This window comes from Erwinia tracheiphila (assembly GCF_021365465.1).
Lineage (GTDB): Bacteria > Pseudomonadota > Gammaproteobacteria > Enterobacterales > Enterobacteriaceae > Erwinia > Erwinia tracheiphila.
Genome location: NZ_CP089932.1, coordinates 4,898,650 through 4,920,713, shown reverse-complemented (window position 1 = coordinate 4,920,713; position 22,064 = coordinate 4,898,650). Strand labels below are relative to the sequence as shown.

The 22,064-nt window shown below is 51.3% G+C and carries 21 protein-coding genes and 3 pseudogenes; 19 read left to right on the top strand and 5 right to left on the bottom strand.

What is annotated here, in order from left to right; genetic code table 11:
- Positions 1 to 601 precede the first annotated feature (601 nt).
- The 5 genes and pseudogenes from rpmH to mnmE all read left to right on the top strand — a co-directional run bounded on the left by rpmH (position 602) and on the right by mnmE (position 4,433).
- A complete protein-coding gene (gene rpmH, locus LU633_RS25500; RefSeq protein ID WP_016192423.1) occupies positions 602 to 742 on the top strand; it encodes a 50S ribosomal protein L34 in 141 nt (46 codons plus the stop codon).
- A 17-nt stretch (positions 743 to 759) separates the two neighbouring features.
- Positions 760 to 1,119, top strand: coding sequence for a ribonuclease P protein component (gene rnpA / locus LU633_RS25495; RefSeq protein WP_016192422.1), 360 nt, complete (start codon positions 760 to 762; stop codon positions 1,117 to 1,119).
- A pseudogene (gene yidD / locus LU633_RS25490) lies at positions 1,083 to 1,341 on the top strand (membrane protein insertion efficiency factor YidD). Before rnpA ends, yidD begins: the two are co-directional and overlap by 37 nt.
- A 2-nt stretch (positions 1,342 to 1,343) precedes the next feature.
- Positions 1,344 to 2,987 carry a membrane protein insertase YidC gene (gene yidC, locus LU633_RS25485; protein ID WP_016192420.1) on the top strand — a complete coding sequence of 548 codons (1,644 nt, stop codon included), beginning with the start codon at positions 1,344 to 1,346 and terminating at the stop codon, positions 2,985 to 2,987.
- A gap of 81 nt (positions 2,988 to 3,068) precedes the next feature.
- The gene (gene mnmE, locus LU633_RS25480; RefSeq protein WP_016192419.1) at positions 3,069 to 4,433 is read left to right on the top strand and encodes a tRNA uridine-5-carboxymethylaminomethyl(34) synthesis GTPase MnmE; all 1,365 of its coding nucleotides are present in this window, start codon (positions 3,069 to 3,071) and stop codon (positions 4,431 to 4,433) included.
- A 463-nt stretch (positions 4,434 to 4,896) separates the two neighbouring features.
- Here mnmE and LU633_RS25475 read toward each other — a convergent pair.
- A pseudogene (locus tag LU633_RS25475) lies at positions 4,897 to 5,495 on the bottom strand (IS1 family transposase); the annotation flags it as partial.
- A 383-nt stretch (positions 5,496 to 5,878) separates the two neighbouring features.
- Here LU633_RS25475 and LU633_RS25470 point away from each other — a divergent pair.
- The 14 genes from LU633_RS25470 to LU633_RS25405 all read left to right on the top strand — a co-directional run bounded on the left by LU633_RS25470 (position 5,879) and on the right by LU633_RS25405 (position 18,839).
- Positions 5,879 to 6,019 carry a hypothetical protein gene (locus LU633_RS25470; protein WP_161796965.1) on the top strand — a complete coding sequence of 47 codons (141 nt, stop codon included), beginning with the start codon at positions 5,879 to 5,881 and terminating at the stop codon, positions 6,017 to 6,019.
- Positions 6,020 to 6,027: 8 nt separating this feature from the next.
- Complete coding sequence (locus LU633_RS25465; RefSeq protein WP_046371879.1) at positions 6,028 to 7,242, top strand: IS91 family transposase; 1,215 nt, start codon at positions 6,028 to 6,030, stop codon at positions 7,240 to 7,242.
- A 337-nt stretch (positions 7,243 to 7,579) separates the two neighbouring features.
- Positions 7,580 to 8,023 (top strand): FMN-binding protein MioC, encoded by a 444-nt coding sequence (gene mioC, locus LU633_RS25460; protein ID WP_016192418.1) that lies wholly within the window; start codon positions 7,580 to 7,582, stop codon positions 8,021 to 8,023.
- Positions 8,024 to 8,459: 436 nt separating this feature from the next.
- Positions 8,460 to 10,349, top strand: coding sequence for a tRNA uridine-5-carboxymethylaminomethyl(34) synthesis enzyme MnmG (mnmG, locus tag LU633_RS25455; protein ID WP_016192417.1), 1,890 nt, complete (start codon positions 8,460 to 8,462; stop codon positions 10,347 to 10,349).
- Between the two features lie 78 nt (positions 10,350 to 10,427).
- The gene (rsmG, locus tag LU633_RS25450; RefSeq protein WP_016192416.1) at positions 10,428 to 11,048 is read left to right on the top strand and encodes a 16S rRNA (guanine(527)-N(7))-methyltransferase RsmG; all 621 of its coding nucleotides are present in this window, start codon (positions 10,428 to 10,430) and stop codon (positions 11,046 to 11,048) included.
- 729 nt (positions 11,049 to 11,777) lie between these two features.
- Complete coding sequence (gene atpI, locus LU633_RS25445) at positions 11,778 to 12,158, top strand: F0F1 ATP synthase subunit I (RefSeq protein ID WP_016192415.1); 381 nt, start codon at positions 11,778 to 11,780, stop codon at positions 12,156 to 12,158.
- A gap of 8 nt (positions 12,159 to 12,166) precedes the next feature.
- Positions 12,167 to 12,985 carry a F0F1 ATP synthase subunit A gene (gene atpB, locus LU633_RS25440; protein WP_016192414.1) on the top strand — a complete coding sequence of 273 codons (819 nt, stop codon included), beginning with the start codon at positions 12,167 to 12,169 and terminating at the stop codon, positions 12,983 to 12,985.
- 49 nt (positions 12,986 to 13,034) lie between these two features.
- Positions 13,035 to 13,277 carry a F0F1 ATP synthase subunit C gene (atpE, locus tag LU633_RS25435; protein WP_016192413.1) on the top strand — a complete coding sequence of 81 codons (243 nt, stop codon included), beginning with the start codon at positions 13,035 to 13,037 and terminating at the stop codon, positions 13,275 to 13,277.
- A gap of 94 nt (positions 13,278 to 13,371) precedes the next feature.
- Positions 13,372 to 13,842: a F0F1 ATP synthase subunit B gene (atpF, locus tag LU633_RS25430; protein WP_016192412.1), complete on the top strand. Its 471-nt coding sequence runs from the start codon at positions 13,372 to 13,374 to the stop codon at positions 13,840 to 13,842.
- Between the two features lie 14 nt (positions 13,843 to 13,856).
- A complete protein-coding gene (atpH, locus tag LU633_RS25425) occupies positions 13,857 to 14,390 on the top strand; it encodes a F0F1 ATP synthase subunit delta (RefSeq protein ID WP_016192411.1) in 534 nt (177 codons plus the stop codon).
- Between the two features lie 14 nt (positions 14,391 to 14,404).
- Positions 14,405 to 15,946 (top strand): F0F1 ATP synthase subunit alpha, encoded by a 1,542-nt coding sequence (gene atpA, locus LU633_RS25420; RefSeq protein ID WP_016192410.1) that lies wholly within the window; start codon positions 14,405 to 14,407, stop codon positions 15,944 to 15,946.
- Positions 15,947 to 16,000: 54 nt separating this feature from the next.
- Positions 16,001 to 16,870: a F0F1 ATP synthase subunit gamma gene (gene atpG, locus LU633_RS25415; RefSeq protein WP_016192409.1), complete on the top strand. Its 870-nt coding sequence runs from the start codon at positions 16,001 to 16,003 to the stop codon at positions 16,868 to 16,870.
- 142 nt (positions 16,871 to 17,012) lie between these two features.
- On the top strand, positions 17,013 to 18,395 hold the full coding sequence (gene atpD, locus LU633_RS25410) for a F0F1 ATP synthase subunit beta (RefSeq protein WP_016192408.1): 1,383 nt from the start codon (positions 17,013 to 17,015) through the stop codon (positions 18,393 to 18,395).
- A gap of 24 nt (positions 18,396 to 18,419) precedes the next feature.
- Positions 18,420 to 18,839, top strand: coding sequence for a F0F1 ATP synthase subunit epsilon (locus LU633_RS25405; RefSeq protein ID WP_016192407.1), 420 nt, complete (start codon positions 18,420 to 18,422; stop codon positions 18,837 to 18,839).
- A 216-nt stretch (positions 18,840 to 19,055) separates the two neighbouring features.
- Here LU633_RS25405 and LU633_RS25400 read toward each other — a convergent pair whose 3' ends face one another.
- The 4 genes and pseudogenes from LU633_RS25400 to LU633_RS25385 form a co-directional block, all read right to left on the bottom strand.
- On the bottom strand, positions 19,056 to 19,391 hold the full coding sequence (locus LU633_RS25400; protein WP_072052843.1) for a transposase: 336 nt from the start codon (positions 19,389 to 19,391) through the stop codon (positions 19,056 to 19,058).
- Positions 19,392 to 20,280, bottom strand: a pseudogene (locus tag LU633_RS25395) (IS91 family transposase).
- A 237-nt stretch (positions 20,281 to 20,517) separates the two neighbouring features.
- Positions 20,518 to 21,732: an IS91 family transposase gene (locus tag LU633_RS25390; protein WP_046371879.1), complete on the bottom strand. Its 1,215-nt coding sequence runs from the start codon at positions 21,730 to 21,732 to the stop codon at positions 20,518 to 20,520.
- Positions 21,733 to 21,740: 8 nt separating this feature from the next.
- Complete coding sequence (locus LU633_RS25385; RefSeq protein ID WP_161796965.1) at positions 21,741 to 21,881, bottom strand: hypothetical protein; 141 nt, start codon at positions 21,879 to 21,881, stop codon at positions 21,741 to 21,743.
- Positions 21,882 to 22,064: the final 183 nt, after the last annotated feature.

Below are 22,064 nucleotides of genomic sequence, written 5' to 3'. Positions count from 1 at the left end.
GGCGAACTCCACTCGAAAAAATTCGACAAGAAAAAAAGACGCTGAAGCGATAAATTCATCATTGTTGACGCATGCAGATGAAGCACATACGAACCGCTGTCTGCGGTTTCTCCGCCGCTGACCGATCGGGAGGATCGCTAACGGGAGGGCGGATCATAGCGCAAAGCGCAGCAGAGATCTTCACTTTCTGGCCTGTTTTGATCCAATTTATCCACAGGCCCATAATCGCAGGATACCTTTCTGACCACTTCTCTGCGGCAGGCATGAATATCTCCCCTGTCGACGTCCTCTGATAACACGCCCCGGCGTTTTATCGCACCTGCGCGAGAAGATCACAGGAAGATCGCGCGCGATCCTTGCGCTTTATCTCATAGTTCGTATAATTCGTGCCCCGGCGTGTTGCGCTCTGGCCCAGATCGGCTGGTTTTGCAGTCGAAAGGGATATACCAGACGCGGTTTATAACGCGAAGTAAATTGACTCCGGACTGTACACTTATTACAATCCCGCCTCTTTATTAAAGATACACTGAGGCGTCGGTCGGTTTACTGACCATCCAGCGCGTCAACAAGTGAAATTTTCCAGGTTTAGGTAAAAATCGCCATGAAACGCACTTTTCAACCGTCCGTACTGAAACGCAACCGTTCACATGGTTTCCGTGCTCGTATGGCAACAAAAAATGGTCGTCAGGTTATTGCACGTCGTCGTGCTAAAGGCCGTGCACGTCTGACCGTTTCTAAGTAATAAAAGCTAACCGCTGAGTGGTTAAGCTCGCATTTCCCAGGGAGTTACGTTTGTTGACTCCCACTCATTTCACTTTCGTCTTCCAGCAGCCGCAAAGAGCCGGTACGCCGCAAATCACCATTCTCGGCCGCCTTAACTCGCTGGGGTATCCCCGCATCGGTCTTACCGTCGCCAAGAAAAATGTTAAACGCGCACATGAACGCAATCGGATCAAACGATTGATCCGAGAGAGTTTTCGTCTGCGGCAGCATGATCTACCCGCCATGGATTTTGTGGTGGTAGCAAAAAAAGGCGTCGGCGACCTGGATAACCATGGACTGACGGAAGCGTTGGAGAAATTATGGCACCGTCACTGTCGCTTGGCTCGCGGTGCCTGATTGGGCTAATCCGCGTGTACCAGCGCGTTATCAGCCCACTTCTGGGACCACACTGTCGCTTTCATCCAAGCTGCTCGCAATATGGTATAGAAGCATTGCGCCGCTTTGGGTTGATAAAAGGCAGTTGGTTGACAATAAAACGCGTATTAAAATGCCATCCTTTAAACACGGGTGGCAATGATCCAGTGCCGCCAAATAACCCTTGATACCAGAGAACATTAACGATGGATTCGCAACGCAATCTTTTCCTCATCGCTTTTTTGTTCGTGTCTTTTATGCTCTGGCAAGCCTGGCAGACGGACCATGCTCCGCAGCCTCTGCAGACCCAGACCACGCAAAACACGACAGCAGCCGGTGATACCGTCAATCAGGGCGTCCCTGCCAGCGGACAAGGCAAAATGATCACCGTTAAGACTGATGTCCTGTCTTTACAAATCAACACCCGCGGTGGCGATATCGAGCAGGCGCAGCTGCTGACCTACCCGGATAAACTTGGTTCCGATCAGCCTTTCCAGCTGCTGGAAAACACGCCGGGCTTTTTGTACCAGGCACAAAGTGGTCTGACCGGACGCAATGGTCCTGATAATCCGGCCAATGGCGCACGTCCACTTTTCACCACGTCTCAGGACAACTTTGCACTGGCTGACGGTCAGAGCGAACTGCGTATTCCGATGACCTATACCGCAGAAAACGGCGTGACCTGGACGAAAACATTCGTTCTGAAACGCGGTGAATATGCGATCGGTGTCAATTACCAGATTAACAACACCACCCAACAACCGCTTGAAGTGGCGATGTTTGGTCAGTTGAAACAGACTATCGACCTGCCCAAGCACCGTGATACCGGCAGCAATAACTTTGCATTGCATACTTTCCGTGGTGCGGCTTACTCCAGCGGTGAGGCTAACTACGAGAAGTATAAATTCGACAAAATCAGCAGTGATGAGAATCTGAATGTCAGCACCAACAATGGTTGGGTTGCGATGCTTCAGCAATATTTCGCGGCGGCATGGGTGCCACGCACCAGCGGAAGTAACACGCTTTATACGGCTAATCTGGGTAACGGCATTGCCGCTATTGGCTACAAGTCAGCACCAGTTACGGTTGCCCCAGGCGCACAGCATAATCTGGCGGCCACCCTTTGGGTCGGCCCGGAGATTCAGGATAAAATGGCCGCGATTGCGCCTCATTTAGACCTGACCGTTGATTACGGCTGGCTATGGTTTATCTCTCAGCCACTGTTCAAGCTGCTGAAGTTTATCCACAGCTTTATTGGTAACTGGGGCTTCTCGATTATCATCATCACCTTTATCGTACGTGGCATCATGTACCCGCTCACCAAGGCGCAGTACACCTCAATGGCGAAGATGCGCATGCTGCAACCTAAAATTCAGGCAATGCGTGAGCGTCTGGGTGAAGATAAGCAGCGTATGAGCCAGGAGATGATGGCACTTTACAAGGCTGAGAAGGTCAATCCGTTGGGTGGCTGCCTGCCGCTGGTTATCCAGATGCCTATCTTCCTGGCGCTTTACTACATGCTGATGGGCTCCGTTGAACTGCGCCACGCGCCTTTCGCTTTATGGATCCATGACCTGTCAGCACAGGACCCATACTATATTCTGCCGATCTTAATGGGCATGACGATGTTCTTCATTCAGAAGATGTCTCCGACTACCGTCACCGACCCAATGCAGCAGAAGATCATGACGTTCATGCCCGTCATTTTCACGGTGTTCTTCCTGTGGTTCCCATCCGGTCTGGTGCTGTATTACATCGTCAGTAACCTGGTGACCATTATTCAGCAGCAGCTTATCTACCGTGGACTGGAAAAACGTGGTTTACACAGCCGGGACAAGAAGAAAGCGTAATTTGTGACGCGTTAATACAATCGTTATCATAAGGCGGTCTGTTGGCCGCCTTATTTTTTTACCTTAATAAGAGAGCTATTCATGAATCACAGCGAAACCATCGTCGCCCAAGCCACACCGCCAGGACGCGGCGGTGTGGGTATTCTGCGCGTTTCCGGGCCGCAAGCGGCCGACGTGGCTCGCTTAGTACTGGGAAAACTACCGCGCCCACGCCATGCCGATTATCTGCCCTTTATGGACAACCATAATGTGAAGCTGGATCAGGGAATCGCGCTCTGGTTTCCAGGACCGAACTCTTTTACCGGCGAGGATGTGCTTGAGTTACAGGGACACGGTGGCCCGGTCATCCTCGACTTATTGCTTAAGAGAATCACCTCTATTTCTGGTGTGCGTATTGCGCGACCGGGTGAATTTTCTGAGCGTGCCTTTCTCAACGATAAACTCGATCTTGCCCAGGCAGAGGCCATTGCCGATTTGATCGATGCCAGTTCAGAACAGGCGGCCCGCTCTGCGCTCAACTCATTACAAGGGGCGTTTTCACTGCGGATCAATGAGCTGGTGGAAGCACTTACTCACCTTCGAATCTACGTTGAGGCGGCGATCGACTTTCCAGATGAAGAAATTGACTTTCTGTCAGACGGTAAAATCGAAGCCCAGCTAAACCAGGTGATAGCGCGTGTTAATGACGTTCGGGCTGAAGCACGCCAGGGCAGCTTATTAAGAGAAGGCATGAAGGTGGTCATCGCCGGTCGCCCGAATGCAGGTAAATCCAGCCTGCTCAATGCGCTGGCAGGCCGGGAAGCGGCTATCGTTACCGACATTGCCGGAACTACCCGGGATGTACTACGAGAACATATTCATATTGATGGTATGCCACTGCACATTATTGATACAGCCGGGCTGCGCGAGGCAAGTGATGAAGTCGAGCGTATCGGCATAGAACGGGCGTGGCAGGAAATAGAGCAGGCCGATCGGGTTCTTTTTATGGTAGACGGCACCACCACCCGCGAAACGGAACCTGCCGTAATCTGGCCGGACTTTATCACGCGGCTTCCGGCTTCATTACCTGTTACCGTCGTTCGTAATAAAGCCGATATTACGGGTGAAGAGGCGCGTATCGAGAAAGTGAATGGTCACTCACTTATTCGGCTTTCCGCCCGCTCTGGCGAAGGAATTGAGGTACTACGCAATCATCTTAAAGCAAGCATGGGCTTTGCGGGAAACACAGAAGGTGGGTTCCTGGCCCGCAGGCGCCACTTGCAGGCTTTAGCGTTAGCCTCGACTCATTTACTTCAGGGAAAAGAACAGCTGACTGGCACCAAAGCGGGAGAATTACTGGCTGAAGAGCTTCGTGCCGCCCAGCTGGCGCTAAGTGAAATAACCGGAGAGTTTACTTCTGACGATCTACTGGGGCGCATTTTTTCCAGTTTTTGTATTGGCAAGTGATACGCCCACGTACAAGTATCACACTGGATAAAAAGGTCGACGATCTTTGCGTGGGCAGTGGCGGCCACCTGCCACTTTCCCCCTCATACGGGCGATAAATCATTCTTTATAAAATATTTCCTTGTGACCAGTAAGTGATAAAGCCAGTACGCTCTGCGCTAATATAACCTGTCGAAATTAACTCAATATTTTTAAACCCGCAAAGATATGCATTACTCGTCTTAATAAAAATCACCTGGCAATATATCCTTCAGAGGATACATCTCAATATCCTCCCTGAAATAACCAGAAATAATCAATCCTATCATCTGTTCACAGACATTGCGCCACTGTATTATCCTTCTCGAAAAATAATATACTGGCACTGAAATAATAATCTTGATGATTAAATTTTCTCATCTCACGGGAAGCAATTGTGACATTAAAAATTGCGCCATCAGAAAAAATTGGTCGTGACGCAGATTTATTGATAATGATGAAGAGTAAGATACCAACCGATGATCTTATCGTGCATTTCCTCTGACTTCGAAAAGCAAATTGTTCTGCGGGTCAGTCGTTTGATATGTGTGCGAAGATTAAGATTATGTCGTTCTGTCCGTTGGGTATATTTCTTGCTCACCACGTGGCCTGTTGCACTTAACAGAACTTTATAAACCGGCCACGCATCTGTCATATAAAAGGCAATGTTAAATTTGCTTAACAGGGCCAGCAATCGTCGCAGGGTCGGGGCATTTCTCGGGCCGAAGACGTGGGCCAGAGCACGTTTGCGGATACGGTCATAAGCATAGAACAACCACCGGGGATTGCTTTTACACCGCACGTAAGACCATTGTTCACCGGCTTCACAGCAGATAACAATCTCCGTTTCGGGGTCGATATTCTCAGCTACCTGCTTTGGCGAAATTTTTTTACGTGCCGCAGAACCGTATTGAGGCTGATACCGAGAACCCGTGCGGTATCGCGACATCCGTAACCATTCATGGCCATATTAACAATGGTCTGGTGTGTGTCTGGTTTGGCACCGGAGTAGCTAAAGTTGAGCTGAAAGGTCTTTGAACATAGCGCCCTTACAGGGCGAGCGTCACGGCTCTGCCGTTCCGAGGGTGTTCATGACCGGCTCACAGCTTTATACTCTGCGGTATGTTAATTTCTCAGGAAATCATTCACATGGCCCGTAGCAAAGCCCCCAGAAAGCGTAAACCCACGCCCTCGTCCCGACGCGCTATACCCGGATATCCTAAGCGTTTTCTGGTGTCCATTCCGCCCCGGAGCGATTATGACGACCCCGACGAGTTTTTTACGACACTCCGCAGGATGCCATTCGTCACTGTGTCCACCTGGGGCCACAGTTTTTCCTCGATACACACTTCGACCCGCCTCTCGTCTGCATCATCCGCGGCTTTGAGCCGCCTGACTCACCCGACGGCGATGTCGTCCTTGAGTCCATGCCAGCCGATGTGTTTATTATCGCCACAGAATCCGGCATGCTGCCGGTGACCTTCGCTCCCTGGGATAAACACACCGACAACTGGGCCGATGACTGTGACGACTGGCACTATAATACCGGTGCCACTGCAGAGCGATAATCCGCCGCATGTATATCCCGCGCCCGGCAAAACTGCTGTTCACCACTGATGACGCCTGGAACCGGTATATGGATAAACACGGGGACACCCTCAGCCCCTGGACCGTACTCTGCGTCGAGCGCATGCTCGCCTGCGGCACTGCTGCCATGGGGGTGAAGCGATACTGCTGCGCCTCCCCGGACTGCACCCACACCCGCTTCTTCTGCCAGACCTGTAAATCAAAAGGCTGCAGCTCCTGCGGACATAAGGCCACGGAGCAGTGGATTACAGAGCAACAGCAAATTCTGCCCGACTGCGACTGGCAGCATATCACCTTCACCATGCCCCATCTGCTGTGGCCCTTTTTCAACAATAACTGGCCTCTGCTCAATGCCCTGTTCCGCGCAGCCACCCGCGCCATGCTCCGCTGGGCCAGAAAACAGGGTGTGGAAGTCGGTATCTTCTGCGCCCTGCACACCTACGGTCGCCAGCTCAACCAGCATCCCCACATTCATCTCTCCGTCACCCGCGGCGGGCTTGATATTAAACACGGCGTATGGCGCGACCTCTTCTTTAAAAAGCATGCCGTGGAGGAAATCTGGCGCGGAGCCGTCATCCGGCTGCTGCGCCACAGCTATGACCTGATTAACCCCGGCAGGCTGCCGGGGCTGGGGCATATCCACGACAAAAAACAGTGGCTGCGCTATCTGCAGGCGCAGTACGGGCGCCGCTGGAAGGTCCACTTCGCGAAGAAGACCCGGGGGGCCTGGCGGAGCGTCAAATATCTGGGCCGGTACCTGAAACGGCCCCCCGTGTCGGCGGCGAAGCTGAGGCACTACAGCGGCGGCGCGGTGGTGCACCACTATTACGACCACCGTACGCAGCAGTACCGGCAGCAGACGCTGACGCAGGAAGATATGATCGGACGTTATATCAGCCATATCCCGGCGAAGCATTTTAAGATGGTGCGTTATTACGGTTTTTTATCAAACCGTAAACGGGGTAGCCTGCTGCCGAAGGTGTATGAAGCCCTGGAGATGGAAGCGCGGAAAAAACCGGAGAAGCCCGGCTTCGCCGCGCTGATGAAAGAATTTCTGCGCACGGATCCGTACAAATGCATTCTGTGCGGCAACCGACTGCGCTTCAGCAGTGCGCAGGCCGGGAGGCACGCGTCGGAGTTGGTGGCAGAAAGACTGCATAACATCGACCGGAAACGATGGCTTCTGGCACAGACTGCGGGATAAGTGCGTCTGAAAAACAGCTTTCAGGTTAAAAACGCGCCGCAAATGCCATTTTATGACCATAACGTTCCCGATGGCACATCATTACTGCATTACAGACACTGCTGCTCATGGTCAGGAAATTTTTAAAACGATGATTCAGTTTCCTAACCATGAACGATTTAGCCGCAGGGCCAGCCTCTGACCGCTCACAGACAAAACGCATTTTCGTCTGACAAATAACCTTGTCGTTCCGCCCCTGCCCATACCTGTATTTCCGGCGAACAACCTTAATTATACACAGGTAGATCCCATACTATTCACAGCGTACAATAGCTAACTTTATGAACAGGGATTTTACATGGCCGACATAACCTTAATCACCGGTAGTACCTTAGGTAGCGCAGAATATGTTGCAGAAATGCTCGCTGAAAAGTTAGAAGAAGCAGGTTTTTCAACGGAGCTACTACACGGCCCGGAGCTGGACGAACTAAAAACAGAAGGAATCTGGTTAGTAGTAACCTCAACGCATGGAGCAGGTGAACTTCCTGATAACCTGCAACCGTTTTTCGATGCTATCGAAGAGGACACCCCTGATTTAAGTAAGGTACGCTATGGTGCCATAGGCATCGGCAATAGGGAATACGATCTGTTCTGTGGCGCGATTGATAAACTGGATCGTCTGTTGAGCGCCTGTGGAGCAAAGCGGCTTGGTGATCGTCTTGATATTGATGTCCTTGAGCATGAGATCCCGGAAGATCCCGCAGAAGTCTGGCTTGCAAGCTGGAAAACGCTACTCAGGTAAGTGAACAGCAAAACGGCGGTTGATCGGTGCCGTCACCCCGGCCTTTTGTAAATTTTTATATTATTTGTCGATGTTTTAAGCAAAAGAATGTGTATAACTATGCTGTAAACCCGGTAATAACCGGTAGTTATCATAATAATAACGGTGATGGCTGCCAGTGCCTGTGAATAAAAGTGCATTTTGATCCCAGATTATACGCGACAGGATCACCGATCTTTCACAGCTAACGAGCCAGCTCAATTCAATGATCATTCTTAAGAAAAAGAGGTTATCCACAGAGATCGTGGATCCTAATAGAAGATCATATAAAGAGATCTTTAAATAAAAAAGATCTTCTTTTTAATACATGCCAGGCCCTGTGCTTTTACCTTCACGTAAAGTTAAGTAGAATCCTCGTCCCGGACAATTCAACCGCACAACCGCGAGGTTCAGTACCATGTTTTATCCAGATCCTTTTGACGTCATCGTGATCGGTGGTGGTCATGCGGGCACGGAAGCCGCTATGGCAGCAGCCCGAATGGGTCAACAAACTCTGCTTTTAACCCACAATGTTGATACGCTGGGACAGATGTCCTGTAATCCCGCGATCGGTGGTATTGGCAAAGGGCATCTGGTTAAGGAAGTGGACGCACTGGGCGGATTGATGGCACTGGCAACTGACCAGGCTGGCATACAGTTCAGGATACTAAACGCGAGTAAAGGCCCTGCTGTCAGAGCAACGCGTGCACAGGCCGATCGGCAGCTGTACCGCCAGGCTGTTCGTACCGCTTTGGAGAATCAGGCCAATCTGATGATCTTCCAACAGGCCGTTGAGGATCTGATTGTTGAGAATGATCGTGTTGTCGGTGCCGTTACCCAGATGGGATTGAAATTCCGTGCAAAGTCCGTGGTGCTGACCGTTGGTACTTTTCTGGATGGTAAAATTCATATTGGACTGGACAACTACAGCGGTGGACGTGCAGGCGATCCGCCATCCATACCCCTTTCCCGTCGTCTGCGGGAGCTTCCTCTGCGCGTCAGCCGCCTAAAGACCGGAACGCCACCGCGTATAGATGCCAGAACCATTGATTTTAGCGTTCTGGCACCCCAACACGGCGACGTCTCATTGCCCGTGTTCTCGTTTATGGGAAATGTAGCGCAGCACCCAAAACAGGTGCCTTGCTATATCACATACACCAACGAAAAAACCCATCAGGTGATCCGCGATAATCTCGATCGCAGCCCGATGTATGCAGGCGTCATTGAAGGGATTGGGCCACGTTACTGCCCTTCGATAGAAGATAAGGTGATGCGTTTTGCTGATCGTGATGCCCACCAGATATTTCTTGAACCGGAAGGGCTGACCAGTAACGAAATTTATCCTAACGGTATTTCGACCAGCCTTCCTTTTGATGTACAGATGCAGATTGTGCGTTCCATGCAGGGCATGGAAAATGCAAGAATCATTCGACCCGGCTATGCCATTGAGTATGATTTTTTCGATCCTCGCGATCTTAAACCTACCCTTGAAAGCAAATTTATTCAGGGCCTGTTCTTTGCAGGTCAGATTAATGGCACCACCGGCTATGAAGAAGCGGCCTCTCAGGGGTTGCTGGCTGGACTTAATGCAGGCAGATTTTCTGCTGAGAAAGAGGGATGGGCACCCCGTCGCGACCAGGCGTACCTTGGTGTGCTGGTGGACGATCTCTGTACGTTGGGCACGAAAGAACCCTACCGCATGTTTACTTCCAGAGCGGAATATCGGCTAGTGCTTCGTGAAGACAATGCCGATTTGCGTCTGACTGAAGCTGGCCGGGAACTCGGCCTGGTTGATGATGCTCGCTGGGCACGTTATAACGAAAAACGTGAAAGTATCGAGCAGGAACGCCAGAGACTACGTGATATCCGGGTTCATCCAAAATCGACCTCCATTGAGGAAATCAATAGCGTGCTGAGTACTGCGCTGACAAAAGAGGCAAATGGTGAAGATCTGTTGCGTCGTCCGGATATGACCTATCAGCAGCTGATGACGCTTGAGGTCTTTGCTCCAGCACTTTGCGATGCTGAGGCAGCAGAGCAGGTAGAAATTCAGGTTAAGTACGAAGGTTATATCGCTCGTCAACAGGAAGAGATCGCGCGCCACCTTCGTAACGAAAACACGTTATTGTCTTTTGACCTTGATTATCGACAGGTGAATGGTCTTTCCAATGAGGTGATTGCCAAATTGAACGATCACAAACCAGGATCAATTGGCCAAGCTTCGCGTATTTCTGGCATCACGCCTGCGGCCATTTCAATTTTATTAATATGGCTAAAAAAACAGGGACTTTTACGTAAAAGTCCCTGACCGTAAGGCCGTCCGCTGGCTGTGTATATTCGGAGGCAAGATGACTTGCCTCTTCTCTTAAGATAATCGGAATTTATTGTGATTACCGAACTTTCCTCTTTGCTTGAACAGGCTGGGCTCTCTCTGTCTGATCGACAGATTGCCCAGCTTGCTGGCTATGTAACTTTGTTATATAAATGGAATAAAGCCTATAACCTGACCTCTGTGCGGGACCCGCAGCAGATGCTGATTCGCCATATTCTTGACAGCATTGTGGTTGAGCCGCATTTGCAGGGAAATCACTTTATTGATGTGGGTACAGGACCTGGGCTGCCTGGGATACCGTTAGCGATTGTGCGTCCTGGTGCCCACTTTACCCTGCTGGACAGTTTGGGGAAACGGATACGCTTTTTGAAACAGGTACAGCATGAACTACAAATCGGTAACATTACCCTGGTGCAAAGTCGTGTAGAGGGTTTTCACGCTAACCCCCTTTTTGATGGGGTGATCAGCCGCGCATTTGCCTCACTTAATGATATGCTGAACTGGTGTCACCATTTGCCCGCGCAAAGAGGCGTATTTTACGCGCTAAAGGGAATGCTGCCCGAGGATGAAATCTCCGCGTTGCCTGCTGGATTTATCCTTAATCGCGTCATTAAGCTCTCTGTTCCTCGCCTGGAGGAAGAGCGGCATCTGGTGGCAATCAATCCTCCAGCCTGATTGCAGGCGTCCCTTCAGGCGGATTTATGCTGAGTTGAGTAATGGTGGAATCTTCGTCGGTAGTCAGTGACTTTTGCCACGAAGTAAGGAGTTATTAAGCATAACTATTTATTTTCAAAATATTCTGTGATGGATCTCACTCATCAGAGCCAGAAGAAAATTGGGCTTTCGTGCTTTTTTTTAACTTATTTTTACATTCAATATTCATAAATATCACGTATCAGGGACATTATCTTTTCTTCAGTAATCACGTAGGTAAATATTAATGCTTAATAAACCTGAAAACAGTCGTGCCATTAAAAAAGCGAAATAATTGTCAACACTGTCAATATGAATATAAACATGCATATAATAGTATTTTCATAAACTTAATATTATTAACTTTATGAAAAAATTTATCTTTATCAGATGCTTTTTCCTGTTTATAAGATTATTCTCAATTAATCGTGTGCACTGATATTGCTGGAAATGTGATCTTTGACACGCTTTGATTCCCGGATTTATCAAGGTTTGCCTTCGATTTTCTTCCGCTCCAGCGTAATGACTGTTTTGTAAAACAGTCATTACGAAAGAAATTTAAATAATTGTTCACCTTTTCGCTACTTATCCATTGAAATCGCAGGGGCGCACCGTATAATTTGCACGTTTTTTGCTGCTTGACTCTCATGAGCAAAGGCAGTTTTATACGACACTCGACACGTCCCCTAAGGGCAGGAGAGTTTCAGCATCATGTCAGTGTCTCTTTATAGTGTGAAATTCGTCAGAACCATGTTGCTGCTTCAGCTGGTGACTTTTGTCGTAATCGGCGCATTTTTTGCCTTTAAAGATCTGACCTGGAGCTTGTCCGCTCTTATCGGCGGACTGGCAGCATGGCTGCCAAACGTGTTTTTTATGATTTTTGCCTGGTGCCATAGAGCAGGACATGAAGTAAAAGGGCGGCTCGCATGGACTTTTGTGTTGGGCGAAGCGCTGAAAGTTATCGTCACTGTTCTCGTTCTCATCGTCGGGCTAAGTGTATTTAAAGCGGCGTTTTTTCCGCTGGGACTGACCTGGTTATCGGTGTTGATGGTTCAGATCATTGCACCGACTGTAATTAACAATAAAGGGTAAGAGGCATCATGGCTGCAGGAGAAATCTCTACGCCGCAGGAATACATAGGTAATCATCTGCATAACCTTCAGTTGGACCTGCGTACCTTCGAGCTGGTGAATCCAAACGACGCGCCCGCGACGTTCTGGGTATTAAATATTGACTCCATGTTCTTCTCTGTCGTCCTGGGGCTGCTGTTTCTGGTGTTGTTTCGTAAAGTCGCGAAATCAGCAACCAGCGGCGTTCCTGGCAAACTTCAGGCCGTCGTTGAACTGGTTGTCGGTTTTGTCGACGCGAACGTCCGTGATATGTATCACGGTAAAAGCAAAGTTATCGCACCGCTGGCACTAACGATTTTTGTCTGGGTTTTCCTGATGAACTTCATGGACTTACTGCCTATCGATTTGCTGCCTTATATTGGTGAGCATGTTCTGGGCCTGCCAGCATTGCGTGTTGTGCCTTCTGCTGACGTGAACATCACGTTGTCGATGGCACTCGGCGTATTTATTTTGATTCTGTTTTACAGCGTCAAGATGAAAGGCATTGGCGGCTTTACTAAAGAGCTGACTTTGCAACCCTTCAATCATCCTGTTTTCATCCCGATTAACCTGATTCTTGAAGGTGTAAGTCTGCTGTCCAAACCTGTTTCTCTTGGTTTGCGACTGTTTGGAAACATGTATGCGGGTGAATTGATTTTTATCCTGATTGCCGGTCTGTTGCCGTGGTGGTCACAGTGGGTTCTGAATGTGCCATGGGCCATTTTCCACATCCTGATCATTTCGCTACAGGCTTTCATTTTCATGGTCTTAACGATTGTCTATCTGTCGATGGCATCTGAAGAACATTGATTTTTTCTCAACACTACTGCGTTTTAACTGAAACAAACTGGAGACTGTCATGGAAAACCTGAATATGGATCTGCTGTACATGGCTGCCGCTGTGATGATGGGTTTAGCGGCAATCGGTGCTGCGATCGGTATCGGCATCCTAGGAGGTAAATTTCTGGAAGGTGCCGCGCGTCAACCGGATCTGATCCCTCTGCTGCGTACGCAGTTCTTTGTTGTAATGGGTCTGGTGGATGCTATCCCGATGATCGCCGTTGGTCTGGGTCTGTACGTGATGTTTGCTGTCGCGCAGTAATCGATTGTTCATCGTTAAACCTGTTGTTTGGCGATGAACGGCTTTTGCCAGTTTACTGGCAGAAAAAATTTAACTTAACAAGAGGCATTGTGCTGTGAACCTTAACGCAACAATCCTCGGTCAGGCTATCGCGTTCATCCTGTTTGTCGCGTTCTGTATGAAGTACGTATGGCCGCCTCTTATGGCCGCTATCGAAAAGCGCCAGAAAGAAGTTGCCGAAGGCCTTGCTTCCGCTGAACGTGCCAAGAAAGATTTGGATCTCGCGCAGGCTAATGCGACCGATCAGCTGAAGAAAGCGAAAGAAGAAGCTCAGGTAATCATCGAACAGGCTAACAAGCGTCGTTCGCAGATCCTGGACGAAGTGAAAGCTGAAGCTGAGGCTGAACGTAATAAGATCGTCACGCAGGCGCAGGCTGAAATTGAAGCCGAACGCAAACGTGCACGTGAAGAGTTACGGTCGCGCGTCGCGATGCTGGCAGTTGCCGGTGCCGAGAAAATTATTGAACGTTCCGTGGATGAAGCTGCTAACAGCGACATCGTTGATAAACTGGTCGCTGAACTGTAAGGAGGGAGGGGCAGATGTCTGAATTTACTACTGTAGCTCGCCCCTACGCCAAAGCAGCTTTTGACTTTGCTGTTGAGCATCAGAATGTCGATAGCTGGCAGCAGATGCTGGCGTTCACTACTGAGGTAGCCAGCAATAAACAGGTAGCAGAACTTCTTTCCGGCGCACTTGCGCCGGAAGCGTTGGCTGAACGGTTTATCGCTATCTGCGGCTCGCAACTGGACGAACCCGGTCAAAACCTCATTAAGGTCATGGCCGAAAACAAACGTTTACCAGTACTGAAGGATGTTTTGGCTCAGTTTATCCAGCTCCGCGCCGCATATGATGCGACCGCAGATGTTGAGGTAATCTCTTCCACAACATTGAGTGACGAACAGCTGACCAAAATCAGCGCCGCTATGGAAAAACGTCTGTCACGCAAAGTTAAGCTGAATTGCAAAATTGATAAGTCTGTAATGGCAGGCGTAATCATCCGTGCGGGTGATATGGTCATTGATGGCAGCGTACGCGGCCGTCTTGAGCGCCTTGCAGACGCCTTGCAGTCTTAAGGGGACTGGAGCATATGCAACTGAATTCCACCGAAATCAGCGAACTGATCAAGCAGCGCATTGCTCAGTTCAATGTCGTGAGCGAAGCTCACAATGCAGGTACTATTGTTTCTGTCAGTGACGGTATCATCCGCATAAACGGCCTGGCCGATGTTATGCAGGGTGAGATGATTTCACTGCCGGGTAATCGCTACGCCATTGCACTGAACCTGGAGCGTGACTCTGTTGGTGCCGTCGTTATGGGTCCGTATGCGGACCTCGCCGAAGGCATGAAGGTGAAATGTACCGGTCGTATTCTGGAAGTGCCGGTTGGCCGTGGCCTGTTGGGCCGTGTGGTGAACACCTTGGGTGCACCTATCGATGGTAAGGGCGCAATCGACAACGATGGTTTCTCGCCAATCGAAGTGATCGCCCCGGGGGTTATCGACCGTCAGTCCGTTGACCAGCCTGTGCAGACTGGTTACAAGTCGGTGGATGCGATGATCCCAATTGGCCGTGGCCAGCGTGAGCTAATTATCGGTGACCGTCAGACCGGTAAAACCGCTATGGCCATTGATGCTATCATCAACCAGCGCGATTCCGGCATCAAATGTGTGTATGTAGCTATCGGGCAGAAAGCTTCTACCATTGCTAACGTGGTTCGTAAACTGGAAGAGCACGGCGCACTGGCTAACACCATTGTGGTTGTGGCTACCGCGTCTGAATCTGCTGCGTTGCAATACCTTGCGCCCTATGCGGGTTGTGCCATGGGCGAATACTTCCGTGACCGCGGTGAAGACGCGCTGATTGTTTATGACGATCTGTCCAAGCAGGCTGTTGCCTACCGTCAGGTTTCGCTGCTGCTGCGCCGTCCACCGGGTCGTGAAGCGTTCCCTGGCGACGTATTCTACCTCCACTCCCGTCTGCTGGAGCGTGCTTCCCGCGTGAGCGCCAACTACGTTGAGCGCTTCACCAATGGCGAAGTGAAAGGTAAAACCGGTTCACTGACCGCGCTACCCATTATCGAAACTCAGGCTGGCGACGTTTCCGCATTTGTTCCGACTAACGTAATTTCGATTACCGATGGTCAGATCTTCCTGGAAACCAACCTGTTCAACTCCGGTATTCGTCCGGCTGTTAACCCGGGGATCTCAGTATCCCGTGTTGGTGGCGCTGCACAGACCAAGATCATTAAGAAACTGTCCGGTGGTATTCGTACCGCTCTGGCACAGTATCGTGAACTGGCGGCGTTTTCACAGTTCGCTTCCGATCTGGACGAAGCAACCCGTAAGCAGCTGAACCACGGTCAGAAAGTGACTGAGTTATTGAAACAGAGACAGTATGCGCCGATGTCCGTTGCGCAACAGGGTCTGGTTTTGTTTGCAGCCGAGCGTGGCTTCCTGAACGACGTTGAACTGGCAAAAATTGGTAGCTTTGAAGCTGCTTTGCTTGCTTTCGCTGATCGCGATCACGCCGAGCTGATGGCCGAAATCAACCAGTCTGGTAACTACAACAACGAAATCGAAGAAAAGCTGAAAGGCCTCCTCGAAACGTTCAAGAAAACCCAGTCTTGGTAATGTCTGGCGGCTTGTCTCTCACGGGGCAAGCCGCAAGGCTTTGAGGAGAAGCTTATGGCCGGCGCAAAAGAGATACGTAGTAAGATCGGAAGCGTCCAGAATACGCAAAAGATCACCAAAGCGATGGAAATGGTCGCCGCCTCCAAAATGCGGAAATCGCAGGAACGCATGGCGGCCAGCCGTCCTTATGCAGAAACCATGCGCAAAGTGATAGGTCACATTGCGTTAGGAAATCTGGAATACAAGCACCCTTACCTGGATGAGCGTGACGTTAAGCGCGTTGGCTATCTGGTCGTGTCTACCGACCGCGGGCTTTGTGGTGGTTTGAACATTAATCTGTTCAAAAAATTACTGGCTGATATGAAAGCCTGGTCTGACAAAGGCGTCGAAAGCGAACTGGCTATTATTGGTTCGAAAGGCCTGTCGTTTTTCAGTTCTGTTGGCGGCAATGTGATTGCACAGGTTACCGGCATGGGGGATAAACCTGCCCTGTCCGATCTGATCGGTCCGGTAAAAGTGATGCTGCAAGCCTATGAAGAAGGTCGTATCGACAAGCTTTATGTCGTAAGCAACAAGTTTATCAACACCATGTCCCAGTCGCCGCAAATCGTTCAGCTGCTGCCGTTACCGCCAGCGGATGAAAATGATGGTGCAGTTAAGAAAAGCACCTGGGATTACCTGTACGAACCAGATCCGAAAGCGCTGCTGGATACATTGCTGCATCGCTACGTCGAGTCTCAGGTTTACCAGGGGGTTGTGGAAAACCTGGCCAGCGAGCAGGCTGCACGTATGGTGGCGATGAAGGCGGCGACCGACAACGGAGGAAACCTGATCAAAGAACTGCAGTTGGTATACAACAAGGCGCGTCAGGCCAGCATCACCCAGGAACTTACTGAGATTGTCGGTGGTGCTTCTGCGGTTTAACCAGGTATACCCGGGCAATTGAAGTAGCGGGAAGACAGTAAGTGAATGGAGCCAACGTTATTGTGATGGCTAAATTACGGCAGTCAGCACCGCTAAATCTTTAAGTGTGCAGGGTGTAAACGAATTAGGTAGAGGATTCAAGATGGCTACTGGAAAGATTGTCCAGGTAATCGGCGCCGTAGTGGACGTCGAATTCCCTCAGGACGCAGTACCACAAGTGTACAGCGCCCTTGAGGTTAAAAATGGTGATGCTCGCCTGGTGCTGGAAGTTCAGCAGCAGCTGGGTGGCGGCGTGGTTCGTACCATCGCTATGGGTTCCTCAGACGGCCTTAAGCGTGGTCTGGAAACTGTCGATCTTGAGCACCCCATTGAAGTCCCGGTAGGGACGGCAACACTAGGCCGTATCATGAACGTGCTGGGTGAGCCAATCGATATGAAAGGCGATATCGGTGAAGAAGAGCGTTGGGCCATCCACCGTTCTGCCCCTTCATATGAAGATCAGTCCAACTCGCAAGAGCTGCTGGAAACCGGCATCAAGGTAATCGACCTGATGTGTCCTTTTGCGAAAGGCGGTAAAGTCGGTCTGTTCGGTGGTGCAGGTGTGGGCAAAACCGTAAACATGATGGAGCTTATCCGTAACATCGCGGCCGAGCACTCAGGTTTCTCCGTGTTTGCCGGTGTGGGTGAGCGTACCCGTGAAGGGAACGACTTCTATCATGAGATGACCGACTCCAACGTTATTGACAAAGTGTCGCTGGTTTATGGTCAGATGAACGAACCACCGGGAAACCGTCTGCGCGTCGCGCTGACCGGTCTGACCATGGCAGAGAAATTCCGTGACGAAGGCCGTGATGTTCTGCTGTTCATCGATAACATCTATCGTTACACCCTGGCCGGTACGGAAGTTTCGGCACTGCTGGGTCGTATGCCTTCTGCGGTAGGTTATCAGCCAACGCTGGCGGAAGAGATGGGCGTTCTGCAGGAACGTATCACCTCAACCAAAACCGGTTCAATCACCTCTGTTCAGGCCGTTTACGTCCCTGCGGATGACCTGACTGACCCATCACCCGCTACCACCTTTGCTCACCTTGATGCAACCGTGGTACTGAGCCGTCAGATTGCGTCTCTGGGTATCTACCCGGCAGTTGACCCATTGGATTCCACCAGCCGTCAGCTTGATCCTCTGGTTGTGGGTCAGGAGCACTATGATGTTGCCCGTGGCGTTCAGTCACTGTTGCAGCGTTATCAGGAACTGAAAGACATTATTGCTATCCTTGGTATGGACGAATTGTCTGAAGAAGATAAGCTTGTGGTCGCACGTTCTCGTAAGATGCAGCGCTTCCTGTCCCAGCCGTTCTTTGTGGCAGAAGTATTTACTGGTTCTCCAGGCAAATATGTGTCATTGAAAGACACTATCCGTGGCTTTAAAGGCATCATGGATGGTGAATTTGACCATATGCCAGAGCAGGCTTTCTACATGGTGGGTTCCATCGAAGAAGCCGTGGAAAAAGCGAAGAAACTGTAATAACGGTTTCCCCGGAGGTTAATCATGGCTACGACTTATCACCTGGATGTTGTCAGCGCAGAACAGCAGATGTTCTCAGGTCTGGTACAGAAAATTCAGGTGTCAGGCAGTGAAGGTGAGCTGGGTATTTTTCCAGGCCACGCACCGTTGCTGACTGCCATTAAGCCTGGTATGGTTCGTATCGTCAAAGAGCAGGGCGAGGAAGAGTATATTTATATATCCGGCGGCGTGCTGGAAGTGCAGCCGGGCGCAGTCACTGTGCTGGCTGACACGGCGATCCGCGGCACTGATCTTGATGAAGCCCGCGCACTGGAAGCAAAACGCAGAGCCGAGGAGCACATGAACAGTTATCATGGCGATGTGGATTTTGCTAATGCGTCGGCCGAACTGGCCAAAGCAATCGCTAAATTGCGCGTGATTGAGTTGACCAGAAAAGCGATGTAATTCAGGTTTTAGTTAGAAAAGCCGATCAGAACGCGGATCGGCTTTTTTTTACTCTTTTATCGCCCTTTGCCTTGATGGTTAAAAGATTGAATCGCTTCTTTTGATATCGCCTGACCATGAAAAATGACACTGTCTACTCCATTGCTGCTGCTGATCTGTGTGGGTCTTGATATAAAAATGCCATCTTCGCTGTATTTTCAACCTGAAACCCATTTTTCAGGCGCACCGATCCAGTTCCGGCATCCGCAGCCATCGTTTTTTCGCCATCTGATGCAGCCTGTCAGAGAGCATTTTTGTGGCGTGTTCACCCGCCACGGCTCCGGAAAAATGCAACCGGCCTTTACAGAGGATGCACTGATACGGATCTGTGCCCAGGAAGCCTTTCATCAGTACCGCGAACCCGGGGCGTTTAGGTTTTTCCCGTACCGTCATCTCAAGCGCTTCGTAAACCTTTGGCAGCAGCGTGCCCCGCTTTCGGTTGGCCAGAAAGCCGGAGTAGCGCACCATCTTAAAATGCCGCGCCGGAATGTGGCTGATATAGCGCCCGATCATCTATTCCTGACTCAGCGTCTGGCGTTTATGTTTTCCCGTGCGGTGATCGAGGTAGTGGTGGACTACCGCGCCTCCGCCGTAGTGTCGCAGACGGGAAGCCGACACCGGCGGGCGCTTCAGGTAGCGTCCGAGGTATTTAACGCTGTGCCAGGCTCCCCGGGTCTTCTTCGCGAAGTGTACCTTCCAGTGTCGGCCATATTGTGCCTTCAGGTAACGCCGCCACTGGCGCTCATCGCGGATGTGGCCCAGACCCGGCAGCATGCCGGGCATGATCCGGGCGTAGCTGTCGCGCAGCAGTCGGATAACAGCACCACGCCAGATTTCCTCAACGGCCTTCTTTTTAAAGAAAGAGGCTGCGCCAGACGCGGTGCTTAACGTCGAGACCGCCCCGCGTGACGGAGACGTGGATATGCGGATGCTGATTGAGCTGGCGACCATAGGAGTGCAGGGCGCAGAATATGCCGACCTCAATGCCCTGTGTACGTGCCCACTTCAGCATGGCGCGGGTGGCGCAGCGGAACAGGTCGTTGAGCAGCGGCCAGTTATAGTTAAAGAACGGCCAGAGCAGGTGTGGCATAGTAAAAGTGATGTGTTGCCATTCGCAGTCGGGCAGAATGTGCTGCTGCTCAGCAATCCACTGCCCAGTGGACTTCATGCCGCAGGCGCTGCATGCCTTTGACTTGCAGCTCTGGCAGAAGAAGCGGGAGTGGGTACAGCCCGGCGAGGCACAGCAGTAGCGGCGAACGCCCATTGCGCAGGTTCCACAGGCGAGCATGCGCTCAACACAGAGGCGGTTCCACTGGCTGACGCTGTCACCGTGCTTCCCGAGGTAGTAGTTCCAGCCGTCATAGACGGTGAACAGGAGTTTGGCGGGACGCGGGATATACATGATGCTGAGTATAAAGCGGTGCTCCGGCCATGCAAAGCATCGGAACGGCGAAGCCGTGACGCTCGCCCTGTAAGGGCGCTACGTTCATGGTTAGGAAACTGAATCATCGTTTTAAAAATTTCCTGACCATGAGCAGCAGTGTCTGTAATGCAGTAATGATGTGCCATCGGGAACGTTATGGTCATAAAATGGCATTTGCGGCGCGTTTTTAACCTGAAAGCTGTTTTTCAGACGCACTTATCCCGCAGTCTGTGCCAGAAGCCATCGTTTCCGGTCGATGTTATGCAGTCTTTCTGCCACCAACTCCGACGCGTGCCTCCCGGCCTGCGCACTGCTGAAGCGCAGTCGGTTGCCGCACAGAATGCATTTGTACGGATCCGTGCGCAGAAATTCTTTCATCAGCGCGGCGAAGCCGGGCTTCTCCGGTTTTTTCCGCGCTTCCATCTCCAGGGCTTCATACACCTTCGGCAGCAGGCTACCCCGTTTACGGTTTGATAAAAAACCGTAATAACGCACCATCTTAAAATGCTTCGCCGGGATATGGCTGATATAACGTCCGATCATATCTTCCTGCGTCAGCGTCTGCTGCCGGTACTGCTGCGTACGGTGGTCGTAATAGTGGTGCACCACCGCGCCGCCGCTGTAGTGCCTCAGCTTCGCCGCCGACACGGGGGGCCGTTTCAGGTACCGGCCCAGATATTTGACGCTCCGCCAGGCCCCCCGGGTCTTCTTCGCGAAGTGGACCTTCCAGCGGCGCCCGTACTGCGCCTGCAGATAGCGCAGCCACTGTTTTTTGTCGTGGATATGCCCCAGCCCCGGCAGCCTGCCGGGGTTAATCAGGTCATAGCTGTGGCGCAGCAGCCGGATGACGGCTCCGCGCCAGATTTCCTCCACGGCATGCTTTTTAAAGAAGAGGTCGCGCCATACGCCGTGTTTAATATCAAGCCCGCCGCGGGTGACGGAGAGATGAATGTGGGGATGCTGGTTGAGCTGGCGACCGTAGGTGTGCAGGGCGCAGAAGATACCGACTTCCACACCCTGTTTTCTGGCCCAGCGGAGCATGGCGCGGGTGGCTGCGCGGAACAGGGCATTGAGCAGAGGCCAGTTATTGTTGAAAAAGGGCCACAGCAGATGGGGCATGGTGAAGGTGATATGCTGCCAGTCGCAGTCGGGCAGAATTTGCTGTTGTTCTGTAATCCACTGCTCCGTGGCCTTATGTCCGCAGGAGCTGCAGCCTTTTGATTTACAGGTCTGGCAGAAGAAGCGGGTGTGGGTGCAGTCCGGGGAGGCGCAGCAGTATCGCTTCACCCCCATGGCAGCAGTGCCGCAGGCGAGCATGCGCTCGACGCAGAGTACGGTCCAGGGGCTGAGGGTGTCCCCGTGTTTATCCATATACCGGTTCCAGGCGTCATCAGTGGTGAACAGCAGTTTTGCCGGGCGCGGGATATACATGCGGCGGATTATCGCTCTGCAGTGGCACCGGTATTATAGTGCCAGTCGTCACAGTCATCGGCCCAGTTGTCGGTGTGTTTATCCCAGGGAGCGAAGGTCACCGGCAGCATGCCGGATTCTGTGGCGATAATAAACACATCGGCTGGCATGGACTCAAGGACGACATCGCCGTCGGGTGAGTCAGGCGGCTCAAAGCCGCGGATGATGCAGACGAGAGGCGGGTCGAAGTGTGTATCGAGGAAAAACTGTGGCCCCAGGTGGACACAGTGACGAATGGCATCCTGCGGAGTGTCGTAAAAAACTCGTCGGGGTCGTCATAATCGCTCCGGGGC